This is a genomic window from Flavobacterium gilvum (genome assembly GCF_001761465.1).
GTDB lineage: Bacteria > Bacteroidota > Bacteroidia > Flavobacteriales > Flavobacteriaceae > Flavobacterium > Flavobacterium gilvum.
Genome location: NZ_CP017479.1, coordinates 1,919,432 through 1,938,968 on the forward strand (window position 1 = coordinate 1,919,432; position 19,537 = coordinate 1,938,968).

9 protein-coding genes are annotated in these 19,537 nt (G+C 36.1%); 8 read left to right on the plus strand and 1 reads right to left on the minus strand.

The window, feature by feature from the left end:
• Positions 1–208 precede the first annotated feature (208 nt).
• From rpoB to EM308_RS08075, 4 genes are all read left to right on the plus strand, one after another.
• Positions 209–4,021: a DNA-directed RNA polymerase subunit beta gene (gene rpoB / locus EM308_RS08060; protein ID WP_035639355.1), complete on the plus strand. Its 3,813-nt coding sequence runs from the start codon at positions 209–211 to the stop codon at positions 4,019–4,021.
• A 233-nt stretch (positions 4,022–4,254) separates the two neighbouring features.
• Positions 4,255–8,562 (plus strand): DNA-directed RNA polymerase subunit beta', encoded by a 4,308-nt coding sequence (gene rpoC, locus EM308_RS08065; RefSeq protein WP_035639352.1) that lies wholly within the window; start codon positions 4,255–4,257, stop codon positions 8,560–8,562.
• Between the two features lie 65 nt (positions 8,563–8,627).
• A complete protein-coding gene (locus EM308_RS08070; RefSeq protein WP_035639346.1) occupies positions 8,628–8,939 on the plus strand; it encodes a DUF3467 domain-containing protein in 312 nt (103 codons plus the stop codon).
• Positions 8,940–9,210: 271 nt separating this feature from the next.
• Positions 9,211–9,558, plus strand: a complete 348-nt coding sequence (locus EM308_RS08075; protein WP_051877864.1) for a hypothetical protein — start codon at positions 9,211–9,213, stop codon at positions 9,556–9,558.
• A 75-nt stretch (positions 9,559–9,633) separates the two neighbouring features.
• Here EM308_RS08075 and EM308_RS08080 read toward each other — a convergent pair whose 3' ends face one another.
• Complete coding sequence (locus EM308_RS08080) at positions 9,634–11,223, minus strand: peptide chain release factor 3 (RefSeq protein WP_035639343.1); 1,590 nt, start codon at positions 11,221–11,223, stop codon at positions 9,634–9,636.
• A 331-nt stretch (positions 11,224–11,554) separates the two neighbouring features.
• On the opposite strand from EM308_RS08080, the gene EM308_RS08085 reads away from it, so the two are divergent.
• The 4 genes from EM308_RS08085 to EM308_RS08105 all read left to right on the plus strand — a co-directional run bounded on the left by EM308_RS08085 (position 11,555) and on the right by EM308_RS08105 (position 19,520).
• Positions 11,555–12,985, plus strand: coding sequence for a peptidylprolyl isomerase (locus EM308_RS08085; RefSeq protein WP_035639341.1), 1,431 nt, complete (start codon positions 11,555–11,557; stop codon positions 12,983–12,985).
• An 82-nt stretch (positions 12,986–13,067) separates the two neighbouring features.
• Entirely contained in the window at positions 13,068–14,021 is a 954-nt protein-coding gene (locus EM308_RS08090) for an AAA family ATPase (RefSeq protein WP_035639339.1), read from the plus strand.
• Between the two features lie 336 nt (positions 14,022–14,357).
• Positions 14,358–17,129: a bifunctional aconitate hydratase 2/2-methylisocitrate dehydratase gene (locus tag EM308_RS08100; protein ID WP_035633656.1), complete on the plus strand. Its 2,772-nt coding sequence runs from the start codon at positions 14,358–14,360 to the stop codon at positions 17,127–17,129.
• Between the two features lie 126 nt (positions 17,130–17,255).
• Positions 17,256–19,520: an aconitate hydratase gene (locus tag EM308_RS08105; protein WP_035633658.1), complete on the plus strand. Its 2,265-nt coding sequence runs from the start codon at positions 17,256–17,258 to the stop codon at positions 19,518–19,520.
• The last annotated feature ends 17 nt before the right edge of the window (positions 19,521–19,537 follow it).

Sequence of the window (19,537 nt, forward strand, 5' to 3'; positions counted from 1 at the left end):
ATAATAAAATTATATCAAGTTTTATTATAAAATAGTTTAGAATACGAAAAAGTTTTTAGTCAATACGAAGAAAGAAAATTTACAAAGTTTTAATTTGTTTGTTTTTAAAGATGTATCGATTATAAAAAGAAAGTATAGATTGTTTTATAAATTGAACAGTGTTTTTACACAAAAAACTACTTTTTTTTAATCAAAATTTTGTCCATTGATGATAACAAATCAGACTGAAAGATTGAATTTTGCCTCTACAAAAAACATACCTGACTATCCAGATTTTCTAGATGTTCAGGTAAAATCGTTTAAAGATTTTTTTCAATTAGAAACAAAATCTGACGAAAGAGGCGACGAAGGATTATACAATACCTTCATGGAAAACTTTCCAATTACAGATACAAGAAATAACTTTGTTTTGGAATTCCTTGATTATTTTGTAGATCCGCCACGTTACACCATTCAAGAATGTATAGAAAGAGGTCTTACGTATAGTGTGCCTTTAAAAGCAAGGTTAAAACTATATTGTACAGATCCTGAACACGAAGATTTTGAAACTATTGTACAAGATGTTTATCTTGGAACAATACCTTATATGACACCAAGTGGTACTTTTGTTATCAACGGAGCTGAGCGAGTTGTGGTTTCACAATTACACCGTTCTCCTGGTGTTTTCTTTGGACAGTCATTCCATGCAAATGGAACAAAATTATATTCTGCGAGAGTTATTCCTTTTAAAGGGTCTTGGATAGAATTCTCTACCGATATCAACAGCGTAATGTATGCATATATCGATAGAAAGAAAAAATTACCTGTTACAACTTTATTCCGCGCTATCGGTTTTGAAAGAGACAAGGATATCCTTGAGATTTTTGACTTGGCTGAAGAAATTAAAGTTTCTAAAACAGGACTTAAAAAATATATTGGAAGAAAATTAGCCGCGCGTGTATTGAACACTTGGCATGAGGATTTCGTAGATGAGGATACTGGTGAGGTGGTATCTATTGAGCGTAATGAAATTATCCTTGATCGTGATACTATTATCGACAAAGATAATGTGGAAGAAATCATTGATTCAAACGTTAAATCTATTTTGTTGCATAAAGAAGATAATAATCTAGTAGATTATTCTATCATTCATAATACGCTACAAAAAGACCCAACAAACTCCGAAAAAGAAGCTGTTGAGCATATCTACAGACAATTGCGTAACGCAGAACCGCCTGATGAAGAAACTGCTCGTGGTATTATAGATAAATTATTCTTCTCTGACCAACGTTATAACTTAGGTGAAGTAGGTCGTTATAGAATTAATAAAAAACTTGGTCTTGATACTCCAATGGAAAAGCAAGTGCTTACCAAAGAAGATATCATTACTATCGTTAAATATTTGATTGAATTGATCAACTCTAAAGCTGAGATTGATGATATTGATCACTTATCGAACCGTCGTGTAAGAACAGTTGGTGAGCAATTGTCTCAACAATTTGGAGTTGGTTTGGCTCGTATGGCTAGAACCATTCGTGAGAGAATGAACGTTAGAGATAACGAGGTGTTTACACCAATTGATTTGATTAATGCTAAAACATTGTCATCGGTTATCAACTCTTTCTTTGGAACAAACCAATTATCTCAATTTATGGACCAAACGAATCCATTGGCTGAGATTACACACAAAAGAAGATTGTCGGCACTTGGACCAGGTGGACTTTCGAGAGAAAGAGCTGGATTTGAGGTTCGTGACGTTCACTATACGCATTATGGACGTTTGTGTCCAATTGAAACGCCAGAGGGACCAAATATTGGTTTGATTTCTTCTCTTGGAGTTTATGCTAAAGTAAACGGAATGGGTTTCATTGAAACACCTTACCGTAAAGTAAGCAATGGAGTTGTAGATTTAGAATCAACACCTATATATTTAAGTGCTGAAGAGGAAGAAGGTATGTTAATTGCTCAAGCTAACATTAAAATGGAAGCTTCGGGAAAAATCACTGCCGAAAACGTAATTGCACGTCAAGAGGGTGACTTCCCTGTAATTGATCCTTCTCAAGTACATTATACAGACGTAGCACCTAACCAAATTGCTTCGATTTCTGCATCTTTGATTCCTTTCTTGGAGCATGATGATGCGAACCGTGCGTTGATGGGATCAAACATGATGCGTCAGGCCGTGCCATTGATACGTCCTGAAGCTCCAATTGTTGGTACCGGTTTAGAGCGTCAAGTAGCTTCAGATTCCAGAGTTTTGATTAATGCTGAAGGAAATGGAGTTGTAGAATACGTTGATGCCAATATCATCACTATTAAATATGATCGTTCTGAGGAAGAAAGAATGGTTAGTTTTGAAACTGATGAGAAAACATATAATTTAATTAAATTTAGAAAAACCAATCAAGGAACCAGCATCAATCTTAAACCTATCGTAAGAAAAGGGGATAGAGTGATTCCTGGACAAGTATTGTCTGAAGGTTATGCAACCCAAAATGGAGAATTGGCTTTAGGTAGAAACCTTAAAGTTGCGTTCATGCCATGGAAAGGATATAACTTTGAGGATGCGATTGTGATTTCTGAGAAAGTGGTTCGTGATGATATCTTTACCTCTATCCACATCGATGATTATTCATTGGAAGTTAGAGATACTAAATTAGGTAATGAAGAATTAACGAACGATATACCAAACGTTTCTGAAGAAGCTACTAAAGATTTGGATGAAAATGGTATGATTAGAATTGGTGCCGAGGTTAAACCTGGTGATATTCTTATCGGTAAAATTACGCCAAAAGGAGAATCAGATCCTACTCCAGAAGAGAAATTGCTTCGCGCAATCTTCGGTGATAAAGCAGGTGATGTAAAAGATGCTTCATTGAAAGCTTCTCCTTCTTTACATGGTGTGGTTTTGGATAAAAAATTATTTGCAAGAGCGGTAAAAGACAAACGTAAACGTACTCAAGACAAAGATGCTTTAGGAGCACTTGAAATGGAGTTTGAAGTGAAGTTTGTTGAGCTTAAAGATAAATTGATTGAGAAACTTTTCAATATCGTAAACGGAAAAACTTCTCAAGGTGTAATGAATGATTTGGGTGAGGAAGTTTTACCAAAAGGTAAAAAATATACTCAAAAAATGCTTTACGCTGTTGAAGATTTTGCTCACTTAAGTAAAGGTCAATGGGTTGCTGATGATGCTACCAATAAAATGGTTAATGATTTGATTCATAACTATAAAATTAAATTGAACGATTTACAAGGTGCTTTACGTAGAGAGAAATTCACAATTACTGTTGGAGATGAATTGCCATCAGGAATCTTGAAATTGGCTAAAGTTTACATTGCTAAAAAACGTAAATTGAAAGTTGGGGATAAAATGGCGGGACGTCACGGTAACAAAGGTATTGTTGCTCGTATTGTTCGTCATGAAGATATGCCTTTCCTTGAAGATGGAACACCTGTTGATATCGTGTTGAATCCACTTGGGGTACCTTCGCGTATGAACATCGGACAAATCTATGAAACAGTATTAGGATGGGCCGGTATGAATTTGGGTAGAAAATTTGCTACTCCAATTTTTGACGGAGCTTCTCTTGAAGAAATAAATGCCTTGACTGATGAAGCTGGTGTGCCACGTTTTGGACATACACATCTTTATGACGGAGGTACAGGAGAGCGTTTCCACCAAGCGGCGACAGTAGGAGTTATCTATATGTTGAAATTAGGACATATGGTTGATGATAAGATGCACGCACGTTCTATCGGACCATACTCATTGATTACTCAACAACCACTTGGAGGTAAAGCTCAATTTGGAGGTCAGCGTTTTGGAGAGATGGAGGTTTGGGCACTTGAGGCTTATGGAGCATCTAGTACTCTTAGAGAAATCTTGACTGTTAAATCTGATGATGTTATTGGTAGAGCCAAAACTTACGAAGCAATCGTAAAAGGTGAAACTATGCCAGAACCAGGATTACCAGAATCATTCAACGTATTGATGCACGAATTGAAAGGTCTAGGACTTGATATTCGTTTAGAAGAATAAAAAAAGTTTGCAGTTTTCAGTTTTCAGGTAGCAGTATCTGAAAACTGATTACTCATTTTTACGAGTTTTTAGGATTTATACCCGTAAACCGTTCCGATTTTTTATATGCTTTATAGCCTATAACTAGCACCTACAAATAGACGATTTGAGGTTTAGAGAAGTAATTCGAGGTGTGACTTAATTAGATAAGTCTAAAATCAATTTTAATTGCAAATAAATCAATAGTAAAAACTATGATAAATAATAGAAATAATAAAGAGAAAAATACTGTAAAAAGATTTGACAAAATTTCAATTGGATTGGCTTCTCCGGAATCAATCTTGAAAGAGTCAAGAGGTGAGGTTTTAAAACCAGAAACCATTAATTACAGAACTCACAAACCAGAGCGCGATGGTCTTTTCTGCGAAAGAATTTTTGGACCAGTAAAAGATTTTGAATGTGCTTGTGGTAAATATAAAAGAATACGTTACAAAGGTATCATCTGTGACCGTTGTGGTGTTGAAGTAACTGAAAAGAAAGTACGTAGAGACAGAGTAGGACACATCAACCTTGTTGTGCCTATTGCTCACATTTGGTATTTCCGTTCACTTCCTAATAAAATTGGTTATATCCTTGGTCTTCCTTCTAAGAAATTAGATATGATTATCTACTACGAAAGATATGTAGTTATTCAGCCAGGTATCGCCAAAAATACAGATGGTGAATCAATACAAAGATTGGATTTCTTGACAGAAGAGGAATATTTGAATATTTTGGATACTCTTCCTGCAGATAACCAATATTTAGACGATTTTGATCCAAATAAATTTGTTGCCAAAATGGGAGCAGAGTGTATTATGGATTTATTGGCTCGTATTGATCTTGACGAATTGTCATACGATTTAAGACATAAAGCTAATAACGAGACATCTAAACAAAGAAAAACTGAAGCTTTAAAAAGACTTCAGGTTGTAGAATCTTTCCGTGAGTCTACTTTGAACAGAGAGAATCGTCCTGAATGGATGATTATGAAAGTAATTCCGGTAATTCCACCAGAATTGCGTCCTCTTGTGCCACTTGATGGTGGTCGTTTTGCGACTTCAGATTTGAATGATTTATACCGTCGTGTAATCATCCGTAACAACCGTTTGAAAAGATTAATCGAGATTAAAGCTCCTGAAGTAATCTTGAGAAACGAAAAACGTATGTTGCAGGAATCTGTAGATTCACTTTTCGATAATACTCGTAAAGCTTCTGCAGTAAAAACGGAATCAAACAGACCTTTGAAATCATTATCTGATTCCTTAAAAGGTAAACAAGGGCGTTTCCGTCAAAACTTACTTGGAAAACGTGTGGATTATTCTGCTCGTTCGGTAATTGTTGTTGGGCCTGAGTTGAAATTGTTTGAATGCGGTTTGCCAAAAGATATGGCTGCTGAGTTATACAAACCTTTCGTTATCCGTAAATTGATAGAAAGAGGAATTGTAAAAACAGTAAAATCTGCTAAGAAAATAATTGACAAAAAAGAGCCGGTAGTTTGGGATATTCTTGAAAACGTAATCAAAGGACACCCAGTATTACTGAACCGTGCTCCTACTTTGCACAGGTTAGGTATTCAAGCTTTCCAACCAAAATTGATTGAAGGAAAAGCAATCCAATTGCACCCATTAGTATGTACGGCGTTCAACGCGGATTTCGATGGTGACCAGATGGCAGTTCACTTGCCATTAGGGCCAGAAGCTATTTTGGAAGCACAATTGTTAATGTTGGCCTCTCATAATATCTTGAACCCTGCAAATGGTGCTCCTATCACAGTACCTTCTCAGGACATGGTTTTGGGTCTTTATTATATGACCAAAGAACGTTTGTCTACACCTGAGAAAACTATTTTAGGAGAAGGAATTACATTCTATTCTGCTGAGGAGGTTAATATCGCATTAAACGAAGGAAGATTAGAATTGAATGCTCGAGTGAAAATTAGAGCAAAAGATTTTAATGAGAATGGAGAATTGGTGTATCAAATTATCCAAACAACTGCTGGACGTGTATTGTTTAACGAAGTGGTACCCGAAGCAGCTGGATATATCAATGATGTATTAACTAAGAAAAACTTGAGAGATATCATCGGACACGTATTGAGTTCGACTGATGTTCCTACAACAGCGGCTTTCTTGGACAATATGAAAGATATGGGTTATAAATTCGCATTTAAAGGAGGATTGTCATTCTCTCTTGGTGATATTAGAATCCCAGAACAAAAACCAAAATTAATTGCAGATGCCAGAGAGCAAGTTGAAGGTATTTCTGCTAACTATAACATGGGTCTTATCACCAATAACGAACGTTACAACCAAGTTATTGATGTATGGACTTCAGCAAATGCTCAATTGACGGAGTTGGCAATGAAAAACATTAGAGAAGACCAACAAGGTTTCAACTCTGTGTATATGATGCTTGACTCTGGAGCAAGGGGATCTAAAGAACAAATTCGTCAGTTAACCGGTATGCGTGGTTTGATGGCTAAGCCTAAAAAATCGACTGCTGGTGGTGGTGAAATTATTGAGAACCCGATTCTTTCGAACTTTAAAGAAGGTCTTTCTATCCTTGAGTACTTTATCTCTACTCACGGTGCTCGTAAAGGTCTTGCGGATACCGCTTTGAAAACAGCTGATGCTGGATACTTGACAAGAAGATTACATGACGTTTCTCAGGATGTTATTGTTAATATCGAGGATTGTGGTACTCTAAGAGGTATTGAAGTTTCTGCTTTGAAGAAAAATGAGGAAATTGTTGAATCATTGGGTGAAAGAATCTTAGGACGTGTTGCATTGCAAGATGTGATTAATCCTTTGACAAGCGAGATTTTAGTTCACGCTGGAGAGCAAATCACCGAAGCTTTAGTAAAAGGTATCGAAGCTTCTCCAGTAGAGAAAGTAGAAGTACGTTCTCCATTGGTTTGTGAGGCTACTAAAGGTATTTGTGCTAAATGTTACGGTAGAAACTTAGCTACTGGTAAAATGACTCAAAGAGGTGAGGCAGTTGGTGTAATTGCAGCACAATCTATTGGTGAACCAGGTACACAGTTGACATTACGTACGTTCCACGTTGGAGGGGTTGCAGGAGGTATTTCTGAAGATTCTAGTATTATTACTCGTTTTGCAGGTAAACTAGAGATTGAAGATTTGAAAACTGTAAAAGGTGAAGACAGCGAAGGTAATTCAGTTGATATTGTTGTTTCTCGTTCAACAGAGTTGAAATTAATTGATGAGAAAACTGGTATTCTATTGAGTACACATAACATTCCTTACGGTTCAAGTATCTTTGTTAATGATGGTGAATCTGTTGCAAAAGGAACTGTTATCTGTAAATGGGATCCATATAATGGGGTTATCGTTTCTGAGTTTACCGGAAAAATTGCTTACGAAGATTTAGAGCAAGGACAATCGTTCATGGTTGAAATTGATGAGCAAACTGGTTTCCAAGAAAAAGTAATCTCTGAATCAAGAAACAAAAAATTAATCCCAACATTATTGGTTTACGGTAAAGAAGGAGAATTAATTCGTTCTTACAACTTACCAGTTGGAGCGCACTTGATGGTTGATAACGGAGAAAAAATTAAAGCTGGTAAAGTTTTGGTGAAAATTCCACGTCGTTCTTCAAAATCTGGGGATATTACAGGAGGTCTACCAAGAATTACTGAGTTGTTAGAAGCTCGTAATCCTTCGAATCCAGCTGTAGTTTCTGAGATTGATGGTGTTGTTTCTTTCGGGAAAATCAAGAGAGGTAACCGTGAAATTGTTATCGAATCTAAATTTGGTGACGTTAGAAAATACTTGGTTAAATTATCAAGTCAGATCTTAGTTCAGGAAAATGACTTCGTAAGAGCTGGTGCTCCATTATCTGACGGTGCTATTACACCGGATGATATTTTGAGAATTCAAGGACCTGCTGCTGTTCAACAGTATTTGGTAAATGAAATTCAAGAGGTATACCGTCTTCAAGGGGTTAAAATTAACGATAAGCACTTTGAAGTAGTAATACGTCAAATGATGCGTAAAGTACAAGTTGAAGATCCTGGAGATACTTTATTCTTAGAAGATCAATTAATTCATACCAAAGATTTTATCGTTGAAAATGATAAATTATATGGAATGAAAGTAGTTGAAGATGCTGGAGATTCAAGTGTTTTAAAACCAGGTCAGATTATTTCGCCACGTCAATTGCGTGATGAAAATTCATTGTTGAAGCGTACAGATAAAAACCTTGTTGTTGCACGTGATGTAATTACTGCAACTGCTACTCCGGTACTTCAAGGTATTACTAGAGCTTCTCTTCAAACGAAATCATTTATTTCTGCTGCTTCGTTCCAGGAAACAACAAAAGTGTTGAATGAAGCTGCTGTAGCAGGTAAACTTGATTTGTTAGAAGGATTGAAAGAAAATGTAATTGTAGGTCATAGAATCCCAGCCGGTACTGGTATGAGAGAGTATGATAATGCAATTGTAGGTTCTAGAGAAGACTACAATGATATGATGGCTAATAAAGAAGAATATATTTATTAATTCTTTTTACAACATTTCTCTCTTTGTTTAGGCAGAGAGAGAATGTTGAAAAAAACATAGATTCTATGAGCAATTCTAAACAACAACAAGAACAGATTAACATTGAATTAGACGAAACTGTAGCCGAAGGTATTTATTCCAATTTAGCTATAATTAATCATTCTTCATCTGAATTTGTATTAGATTTTGTATGTATTATGCCTGGTGTTCCAAAAGCAAAAGTGAAATCAAGAATTGTTTTGACTCCGCAGCATGCTAAAAGATTGCTCAATGCAATTGGCGAAAACATTCATCGTTATGAAATGTCGCATGGTGAAATTAAGGATGTAGAACAGCCTCCTATTCCGCTAAACTTTGGTCCAACTGGTCAAGCATAAAATCATAAAGACTCCGGAAACGGAGTCTTTTTTTTGTTTTAATTTGTTTGAAAATGATTCTAAATCAACTGTTTTGATTTATTTTGGAAGCCAAATTGATAATAAGAAAAAAAATATTTTGGTTTATTGCATAATTATCACTTCCTGCATTTAAACGTATTTTTTTGTTTTTCAACGACTATTTTTTTTCCTCGAAATCTATTCGATTAGTTTCGTACACTATTGATAATCTTATTTTGTCATAAAGAGGAATATAAATAACGTTTTAAGAATGAGAAATAATAACAATCAAAAACAATTTTTGTTTTTAATTCTGTTTGTGTTTTTTACCGGTTCAGTTGCATTTGCTCAAAATGCTACTGCCAATTCTTCTCTAAATGAGGTTCTAATAAATCCTAACGATAATGCAGTTGGTACTGCAACTTCTAAAGTGTCGTCTGAATTGAATTCTAATATGAATTTTATTTTATGGTTTATGGGTACAAAAGAAGATGTGAATAGTGCTAAGTCAAGCGAAAGATTTTATACTAAAAAAAGTATTTTGACATCGGGTAGAGAACCGAATCATTTGTTGTTGAAAACGCTTTTGAAGAAAACAATTAATAATGAATCTTGCTAGAATTTAAGGTTAAATTTAATTTGCATATATAAAAAACGCCAGCTAAAATGCTGGCGTTTTTGTTTCTATTTTTATTTAATCAAATTCAGAAGTGAAAAATAATTTGACACTTGGATATTTACTTTGCGTCATCTGAATGGTAAAATCCGAATCGGCAAGAAAAACCAGTTGGTTGTATTTATCTTTTGCCAAATACTTCTGTTTTATTCTTTTGAATTCTTTAAATTCTTCATTTTTAGCATCATCTGGTTTTACCCAGCAAGCTTTGTGAACAGGAAAGTTTTCATAGGTACATTTTGCCCCATATTCGTGTTCCAGTCGGTATTGGATAACTTCGTATTGTAATGCTCCTACGGTTCCAATTACTTTTCGGTTATTCATTTCCAGAGTGAATAATTGTGCTACACCCTCATCCATCAATTGGTCAACACCTTTGTCAAGCTGTTTGGCTTTCATCGGATCGGCATTATTGATGTATCTAAAATGTTCTGGAGAGAAACTTGGGATTCCTTTGAAACTCATGATTTCACCCTCTGTCAAAGTGTCCCCAATTTTGAAATTTCCTGTATCATGCAATCCAACAATATCACCAGGATAGGAAATATCGACTATTTCTTTCTTTTCGGCAAAGAAAGCATTAGGGCTTGAGAATTTTAAGTTTTTTTTCTGACGAACATGAAAATAAGGTTTGTTTCTTTCAAAAGTTCCCGAAACAATTTTTATAAATGCCAATCGATCTCTGTGTTTTGGGTCCATATTGGCATGAATTTTAAAAACAAATCCCGACATTTTTTCTTCTTTCGGATCAACCAATCGGGTTTCAGAATCTTTTGGCCTTGGCGATGGTGCGATAGAAACAAAACAGTCTAATAATTCTCTAACGCCAAAGTTGTTTAGGGCAGATCCAAAAAAGACTGGCTGTAATTTTCCGTCCAAATAATCTTGTTGATTAAATTTGGGATACACTTCGTCAATTAATTCCAGTTCTTCACGTAGTCGATCTGCAGGTTTTTGACCGATTATTTTTTCCAATTCGGGACTTTGAACATCTGAAAATGCAATTGTCTCTTCAATGTTTTTACGGCTGTCACCACTAAATAAATTGATGTTTTGCTCCCAAAGATTGTAGATTCCCTGAAAGTCATATCCCATTCCGATTGGGAAACTTAAAGGTGTTACGGTTAAGCCAAGTTTTTGCTCTACTTCATCCATCAAATCAAATGCGTCTTTTCCTTCTCGGTCTAATTTGTTGATAAAAACAATCATCGGGATGTTACGCATTCTACATACGGCAACCAGTTTTTCGGTTTGTTCTTCGACACCTTTTGCTACGTCGATTACAACAATAACGCTGTCAACAGCGGTCAGTGTTCTAAAGGTGTCTTCGGCAAAATCCTTATGACCGGGTGTGTCTAGAATATTGATTTTTTTTTCTTTATAATTGAAGGCCAAAACAGAAGTTGAAACCGAGATTCCTCTCTGGCGTTCAATTTCCATAAAGTCACTGGTGGCTCCTTTTTTTATTTTATTGTTTTTTACCGCACCAGCTTCCTGAATTGCTCCTCCAAAAAGAAGTAATTTTTCAGTTAGCGTTGTTTTTCCTGCATCGGGGTGTGAAATAATCCCAAAAGTGCGTCTTCGCTGTATTTCTTTTAAAAAACTCATATTTTTATTTCAATAGTTTGCAAAAGTACTATTTAATAATGCTATTTAAAAAAATATATGGGTATTAAAACAAACACCGTTTTACTCTTTATTATATAACTTAATAATTTTTTGTTAATAGTACTAGGGAAACTTGTTTAATGCCTCCGAATTGTTATTTTTGTTGGCTTTAAGTTTGAGGAATTGTAAGTGATTTTCAGAATTAATGCGTTTTAGTTCTTTGTTAAAAAAATAATAAACAAAATAGTTCCGTTATAAAATATTCGGTTTCGGTCAGAATGCTTTTGTAAAGTAGCTTTTGTTGAAATAATATTAATATAAAATATAAAAAATGCCTTTAAAAAATGCACAAATGAAATCCATAACTAATAAAGTTGTGTTGACTTTTTTTCTTTTGTTTTCTGTTTTTAGCTTTGTAAATGCTCAAGAAATTATAAAAGATAATACTGTTGCTCCTGTCAAAGAGACCGTGCCGTCCACTAAAAAACTAAAAGTTGATGGAGTAGTAGCAACCGTAGGGGATTATATTATTTTGGATTCAGATATTGATAAAGGATTTTTGGAGATTACAGCTCAAGGTGGTTCTGTAAAAGATATAACCAGATGTCAGATTTTAGGTAAATTACTCGAAGATAAATTATATGCGCATCAAGCAGTTCAGGATAGTATAAATGTTTCTGACTCTGAAGTGAAAGGGCAGATGGATGAAAGATTGAATTATATGTTGGAACAAATTGGGTCAATGGATAAATTGGTTGCTTATTATCAGAAAAGTTCAGAAGAAGAATTCAGAACCTATTTTTTTGATGTTTTGAAAGAGCAGGAACTTACTAAGCAAATGCAGAAGAAAATTGTTGAAAAAGTAGAAATTACTCCTGAAGAAGTTCGTGAATTTTTCAAAAAAATACCTGCTGCAGATTTGCCTGTTTTTGGTGCAGAATTAGAAGTGGCTCAAATCGTTATACTACCGAAAGTTACTGATGCAGATAAGCAAAAAGTTATTGAGAGGCTGAAAGGTTATAGGAAAGAATGTCTTGAGGGAGCAAGTTTTGCAACCAAAGCAGTTTTGTATTCTGAAGATCCTGGATCTAGTAAAAATGGAGGTTATTATAAAATGACTCGTAAAACACCATTTGTAAAAGAGTTTAAAGATGTGGCTTTTAGTCTTGCTGAAGGTGAAATTTCAGAACCTTTTGAATCCCAATATGGATTTCATATTATTTATGTAGAAAAGATAAAAGGGCAGGAAATAGAATTGAGACATATTTTGATTTCTCCTGAAGTAAATAAAGAATCTTTGAAAGAAGCGAATGATAAAATTACGCTAATAAGAAAAAAGATTTTGGATAAAGAAATCACTTTTGCGGAAGCGGCAAGAACTATGTCTGATCAAAAAGAAACAAGAGCTAATGGTGGAATTTTAGTGAATCCAAAAACGCAGGATACCCGTTTTGAGTTGACAAATATGGATCCGTCTATTTATAGCCAAGTTTCTAATTTGAAGGATAACGAAATTTCAATGCCTTATCTTGAAGATGTTCAAGGGAAAAAAGATTATAAGATTATGACTGTAACCAATAGGATAGATTCGCATACTGCTGATTATGCTAAGGATTACGTTAAAATTAAAGATTTAGCCTTGAAGGACAAACAATTCAAAGCTATCGGAAAATGGTTTGATACAAAAATTAAAGATACCTATATCAAGATTGTTGACGAATATAAAGATTGCCCTTTTACCAATAATTGGTTAAAAAAATAATTTTCGATAAATAGATAAAAAGAGTTAGTTTTATGTTTTCATAGAACTAACTCTTTTTAATTTTTTAAAAAATACAGTAAAAATGTCGGATGTAACTGCGATTCAAAATTTAGTTGAAAAACGAAATGAATTAAAAAAAGAAATTGCCAAAATCATTGTTGGTCAAGAAGAGGTTGTAGATCAAATTTTACTTTGTATATTTTCAGGAGGACACGCGTTGTTGGTTGGAGTTCCTGGATTGGCAAAAACGTTATTGGTGAATACTTTGGCAAAAGCTTTGGGATTGGATTTTAAAAGAATTCAATTTACACCGGATTTGATGCCTTCGGACATTTTAGGAAGTGAAATATTGGACGAAAACAGACAGTTTAAATTTATAAAAGGACCGTTGTTTTCTAATATTATTTTGGCAGATGAAATCAATAGGACACCACCAAAAACACAGTCGGCTTTGTTGGAGGCTATGCAGGAAAGATCGGTTACAATTGCAGGAGTGAATCATAAATTGAGCCTCCCTTATTTTGTGCTTGCAACACAAAATCCAATCGAACAGGAGGGGACTTATCCTTTGCCTGAAGCGCAACTAGACCGATTTATGTTTGCAATCAAACTGGAATATCCTTCGTTTGAGGAAGAAGTTCAGGTGGTAAAACGCACTACGGCAGATTTGAATACTGAAGTTAATGCGTTGTTTACGGCTCAGGAAATTATAGATTTTCAACATTTGATTCGTCGAATTCCTGTTGCTGATAATGTGGTGGAATATGCTGTGACACTAGTGAGTAAAACACGTCCAGATAATGAACTTTCCAATGGATTTGTGAAAAACTATCTGGATTGGGGTGCGGGACCAAGAGCTTCGCAGAATTTAATTTTGGCGGCCAAGGCTCATGCTGCTTTCAATGGGAAATTTTCACCGGATATTGAAGATGTAAAAGCGGTTGCTACTGGAATCTTGCGACACAGAATCGTTAAAAACTACAAAGCTGATGCTGAGGGGATTTCTGAGGAAATGATAATCGATAAGCTGATTTAAAAGAAAAAAACAATAAATTATTGAAAAGTGTTGCATTTAGTTATGAATGCAACACTTTTTGTTTTTACAAAAGATTTAATTTTTGTTAAATCAGGAATCGAAATTGTGAATTTTACAAATTTGACACCTGAATTATGCTTATTTATTATTTTAACGCAGTAAAATCTTTTATTTTGCAATAATAATTTTTGAAAATGGTCCATCCGTTAAATTTTTTCAAATTATCATCTTTAATTATTAAATTTGCCGTTCAAATAAACAAAAACACCTATTATTTATGGCATTTGGTTTTGAATTAATCAAAAAAACTTGTCTTTAACTCGAAAAGCCTCTATTATGAATATTTATAACGATTATCTTAAAGAAATCGAAGAAAGAAAAGCTCAGGGACTTCATCCTAAACCAATTGATGGTGCCGAATTGCTAAGCGAAATAATCGCGCAAATTAAAGATTTGAATAACCCAAATCGTGAAGATTCGGTTAAGTATTTTATTTATAATACACTGCCGGGAACAACTCCTGCCGCTGGGGCAAAGGCTAAATTCTTAAAGGAAATTATTCTTGGAGAATCTGTTGTTAAAGAAATCACACCTGCTTTCGGTTTTGAATTATTATCACATATGAAAGGTGGTCCTTCTATTGAGGTATTGCTTGATTTGGCTTTGGGTAATGATGCTTCGATTGCCAAAGAAGCTGCAAATGTTCTTAAGACTCAGGTTTATCTTTATGAGGCGGACACAGACCGTTTGATTGCGGCATTCAAAAGTGGTAACGTAATCGCCAAAGAAATTCTAGAAAGTTATGCTAAGGCTGAGTTTTTTACAAATTTACCAGAGATAGCTGAAGAAATTAAAGTGGTTACTTTTATCGCTGGTGAAGGAGATATTTCGACTGACTTGCTTTCTCCAGGAAACCAAGCGCACTCAAGATCAGACCGTGAACTTCACGGTAAATGTATGATTACGCCTCAAGCACAAGACGAAATCAAAGCGTTGCAAGCGCAACATCCTGATAAATCTGTAATGTTGATTGCAGAAAAAGGTACTATGGGTGTAGGTTCTTCAAGAATGTCTGGTGTAAACAACGTGGCACTTTGGACAGGTAAACAAGCTAGCCCGTATGTTCCATTTGTTAATTTTGCTCCAATTGTTGGAGGAACAAATGGTATCTCTCCAATTTTCCTTACTACTGTTGATGTAACAGGAGGTATTGGACTTGACCTTAAAAACTGGGTAAAAAAGCTTGACGCGAATGGTAATCCTGTTCGTAATGAAAATAATGAACCTATTCTTGAGCAAGCCTATTCTGTTGCTACCGGAACGGTTCTTACCATAAACACAAAGACAAAGAAACTTTATAATGGCGACCAAGAGTTAATAGATATTTCTAAGGCATTCACGCCTCAAAAATTGGAATTCATCAAAGCGGGTGGGTCATATGCTATTGTTTTCGGAAAAAAACTTCAAACATTGGCAGCAAAGATTCTAGGTGTTGAAGCACCTCTTGTATTTGCTCCGTCAAAAGAAATATCGCACGAGGGACAAGGTCTTACAGCAGTTGAAAAAATCTTCAACAGGAACGCTGTGGGTACAACTCCAGGAAAAGTATTGCATGCTGGTTCGGATGTTCGTGTAGAAGTGAATATCGTAGGATCTCAGGACACAACTGGTCTTATGACTGCTCAGGAATTGGAGTCTATGGCAGCTACTGTGATTTCGCCAATTGTTGACGGTGCTTACCAATCTGGTTGTCACACAGCTTCGGTTTGGGATAAAAAAGCGCAGGCAAACATTCCAAAATTGATGAAGTTTATGAATGATTTCGGTTTGATCACAGCTCGTGACCCGAAAGGTGTTTACCACTCAATGACAGATGTAATTCACAAAGTTCTTAACGATATTACTATAGATGAATGGGCAATCATTATCGGTGGTGATTCTCATACCAGAATGTCTAAAGGAGTTGCTTTTGGTGCAGATTCAGGAACTGTTGCACTTGCATTGGCTACAGGAGAAGCTTCTATGCCAATTCCAGAATCTGTGAAAGTTACTTTCAAAGGAGATATGAAATCGTATATGGATTTCCGTGATGTGGTTCACGCTACACAGTCTCAAATGCTTAAACAGTTTGGTGGTGAAAATGTATTCCAAGGTAGAATCATTGAGGTTCACATTGGGACACTTACAGCTGATCAGGCATTTACATTTACTGACTGGACTGCAGAAATGAAAGCAAAAGCTTCTATTTGTATTTCTGAAGATGCTACTTTAATTGAATCATTGGAAATCGCTAAAGGAAGAATCCAGATTATGATCAACAAAGGCATGGATAATCACAATCAGGTTCTTCAGGGGTTAATTAATAAAGCAGATAAGAGAATTGCTGAGATTAAATCGGGTGAAAAACCTGCTTTGACTCCAGATGCAAATGCAAAATATTATGCTGAAGTTGTTGTTGATTTGGATCTAATTGCAGAGCCAATGATTGCAGATCCAGACGTAAATAATGCAGATGTTTCTAAGCGATATACTCACGATACTATCAGACCGCTTTCTTTTTATGGAGGTGTGAAAAAAGTAGATCTTGGATTTATCGGTTCTTGTATGGTTCACAAAGGCGATATGAAAATCCTTGCTCAAATACTTAAAAACATTGAAGAGCAAAATGGTAAAGTAGAATTCAATGCACCGCTTGTCGTTGCTCCACCAACTTACAATATTGTTGATGAATTGAAAGCCGAAGGTGACTGGGAAGTTTTACAGAAATACTCTGGTTTCGAATTTGACGATAACGCACCGAAAGGAGCAGCTCGTACTGAATACGAAAAGATGTTGTATCTAGAGCGCCCAGGATGTAACCTTTGTATGGGTAATCAGGAAAAAGCAGCTAAAGGTGATACGGTAATGGCAACTTCTACTCGTCTTTTTCAAGGAAGAGTTGTGGAGGATTCTGCTGAGAAAAAAGGAGAATCATTGCTTTCTTCTACTCCAGTTGTAGTATTGTCTACAATTCTTGGTAGAACTCCAACAATCGATGAATATACCGCTGCAGTGAACGGCATTAACTTAACTAAGTTTGCTCCTTCACACAAACAATTGGTAAAATAATCGAAAGATAAATTAATCATATTCTAAAAGCCCGAGTCGTAAAACTCGGGCTTTTTCTTTATAGCTACTCTATTTTTTCGTACCTTGTAATGTTCAAAGATTTAATAACAAAACAATTACATAATTATGGCTTTTGATATTGAAATGATCGAAAAAGTGTACGCAAATATGAAAGAACGTGTGGATAAAGCGCGTGAGATAGTTGGTCGTCCGCTTACTTTAACAGAGAAAATTTTATACAGTCACCTTTGGGATGGAATCGCTTCTAAAGCCTTTTCCCGAGGGGGGGATTATGTAGATTTTGCTCCAGATAGAGTTGCTTGTCAGGATGCAACGGCTCAGATGGCTTTGTTGCAATTCATGCATGCAGGGAAAAGTAAAGTTGCGGTGCCAACAACTGTGCATTGTGACCACTTAATACAGGCCAAGGTCGGAGCTTCTACAGATTTGGCTGTAGCCAATACCCAGTCAAAAGAAGTTTTTGATTTTCTATCATCAGTATCCAATAAATATGGAATAGGTTTCTGGAAACCAGGTTCGGGAATTATTCATCAAATTGTTTTAGAAAATTACGCTTTCCCCGGAGGAATGATGATTGGTACCGATTCACATACCGTAAACGCTGGTGGATTGGGAATGTTGGCTATTGGGGTTGGTGGTGCCGATGCTGTCGATGTAATGTCTGGAATGTCTTGGGAATTGAAATTTCCTAAATTAATTGGAGTGAAATTAACTGGGAAATTATCCGGTTGGACGGCACCAAAAGACGTTATTCTAAAAGTGGCCGACATTCTTACCGTAAAGGGAGGAACCGGTGCTGTTGTAGAATATTTTGGCGAAGGAGCAACTTCGATGTCTTGCACTGGAAAAGGTACTATCTGTAATATGGGTGCCGAAATTGGTGCAACTACATCAACATTTGGTTACGATGATTCGATGCGCAGGTATTTGACGGCAACAGATCGTCAGGATGTAGTGGATGCTGCCGACAAAGTAGCTTCTTACCTGACTGCAGATCCTGAAGTTTACGCAAATCCGGAACAATATTTCGATCAACTTATCGAAATCAATTTATCCGAATTAGAACCGCATATCAACGGCCCTTTTACGCCAGATCGAGGAACACCTGTTTCCAAAATGAAAGCCGAAGCCGCCGCAAACGGATGGCCAATAAAAATAGAATGGGGGTTAATAGGTTCTTGTACCAATTCATCTTACGAAGACATGGCTCGGGCTGCATCCATAGTTAACCAAGCGGTTGAACACGGAATCACTCCCAAGGCCGAATTCGGAATTAATCCTGGTTCAGAACAAATTCGTTATACTATCGAAAGAGACGGCATTATTGCCACTTTCGAAAAATTGGGAACCAAAGTGTTTACTAATGCATGTGGACCTTGTATCGGACAATGGGACAGGGCAGGAGCCGATAAAGGAGAGAAAAACACTATCGTTCATTCTTTCAACCGTAATTTCTCCAAAAGAGCCGATGGTAACCCAAATACACATGCTTTTGTGACTTCGCCAGAAATGGTGGCTGCATTGGCAATTTCGGGAAGATTGGATTTTAATCCGCTGACAGATACTTTGCTGAATGATAATGGAGAAGCTATAAAATTAAACGCACCTTTTGGTGATGAACTTCCTAAAAGAGGTTTTGATGTAGAGGATGCCGGTTTTCAGGCTCCGGCAGTTGATGGTTCTTCGGTTCAAGTGGTGGTTTCTGAAACATCGGATAGATTGCAGCTTTTGGCTCCATTTGATCCTTGGGACGGAAAAAATATCACGGGCGCAAAACTTTTGATTAAAGCTTTCGGAAAATGTACCACAGACCACATTTCTATGGCAGGTCCTTGGTTGCGTTTCCGTGGGCATTTGGATAATATTTCAAACAATATGTTGATTGGAGCCGTTAATGCTTTTAATGAAAAAGCAAATTCGGTTAAAAACCAATTGACAGCTACTTATGATGCAGTTCCAGCCGTAGCTCGTGCTTACAAAGCCGCTGGAATCCCTTCAATTGTTGTAGGAGATCACAATTACGGTGAAGGTTCTTCCCGTGAACATGCCGCTATGGAGCCTCGTTTTTTGGGTGTAAAAGCGGTTCTGGTAAAATCATTTGCCCGTATCCACGAAACCAACCTGAAAAAACAAGGAATGTTGGCACTTACATTTGTCAATGAAACAGACTACGACAAAATTCAGGAAGATGACACCATCAATTTTACTGATTTGATAGATTTCGCTCCCGGAAAACCGTTGACTTTAGAATTCGTTCACACAGACGGAAGCAAAGATAGTATCTTGGCGAACCACAGTTACAACGAGAGTCAAATTGGTTGGTACAAAGCTGGTTCGGCTCTTAATTTGATAGCTGCTGGCAAAGTATAGTCAGTTTTATATTTCGG

Bases quoted from the DNA above. Each gene is read 5' to 3' on its own strand.
- rpoB (WP_035639355.1), top strand. From the start codon at position 209: ATGATAACAAATCAGACTGAAAGATTGAATTTTGCCTCTACAAAAAAC.
- rpoC (WP_035639352.1), top strand. From the start codon at position 4,255: ATGATAAATAATAGAAATAATAAAGAGAAAAATACTGTAAAAAGATTT.
- EM308_RS08070 (WP_035639346.1), top strand. From the start codon at position 8,628: ATGAGCAATTCTAAACAACAACAAGAACAGATTAACATTGAATTAGAC.
- EM308_RS08075 (WP_051877864.1), top strand. From the start codon at position 9,211: ATGAGAAATAATAACAATCAAAAACAATTTTTGTTTTTAATTCTGTTT.
- EM308_RS08080 (WP_035639343.1), bottom strand. From the start codon at position 11,223: ATGAGTTTTTTAAAAGAAATACAGCGAAGACGCACTTTTGGGATTATT.
- EM308_RS08085 (WP_035639341.1), top strand. From the start codon at position 11,555: ATGCCTTTAAAAAATGCACAAATGAAATCCATAACTAATAAAGTTGTG.
- EM308_RS08090 (WP_035639339.1), top strand. From the start codon at position 13,068: ATGTCGGATGTAACTGCGATTCAAAATTTAGTTGAAAAACGAAATGAA.
- EM308_RS08100 (WP_035633656.1), top strand. From the start codon at position 14,358: ATGAATATTTATAACGATTATCTTAAAGAAATCGAAGAAAGAAAAGCT.
- EM308_RS08105 (WP_035633658.1), top strand. From the start codon at position 17,256: ATGGCTTTTGATATTGAAATGATCGAAAAAGTGTACGCAAATATGAAA.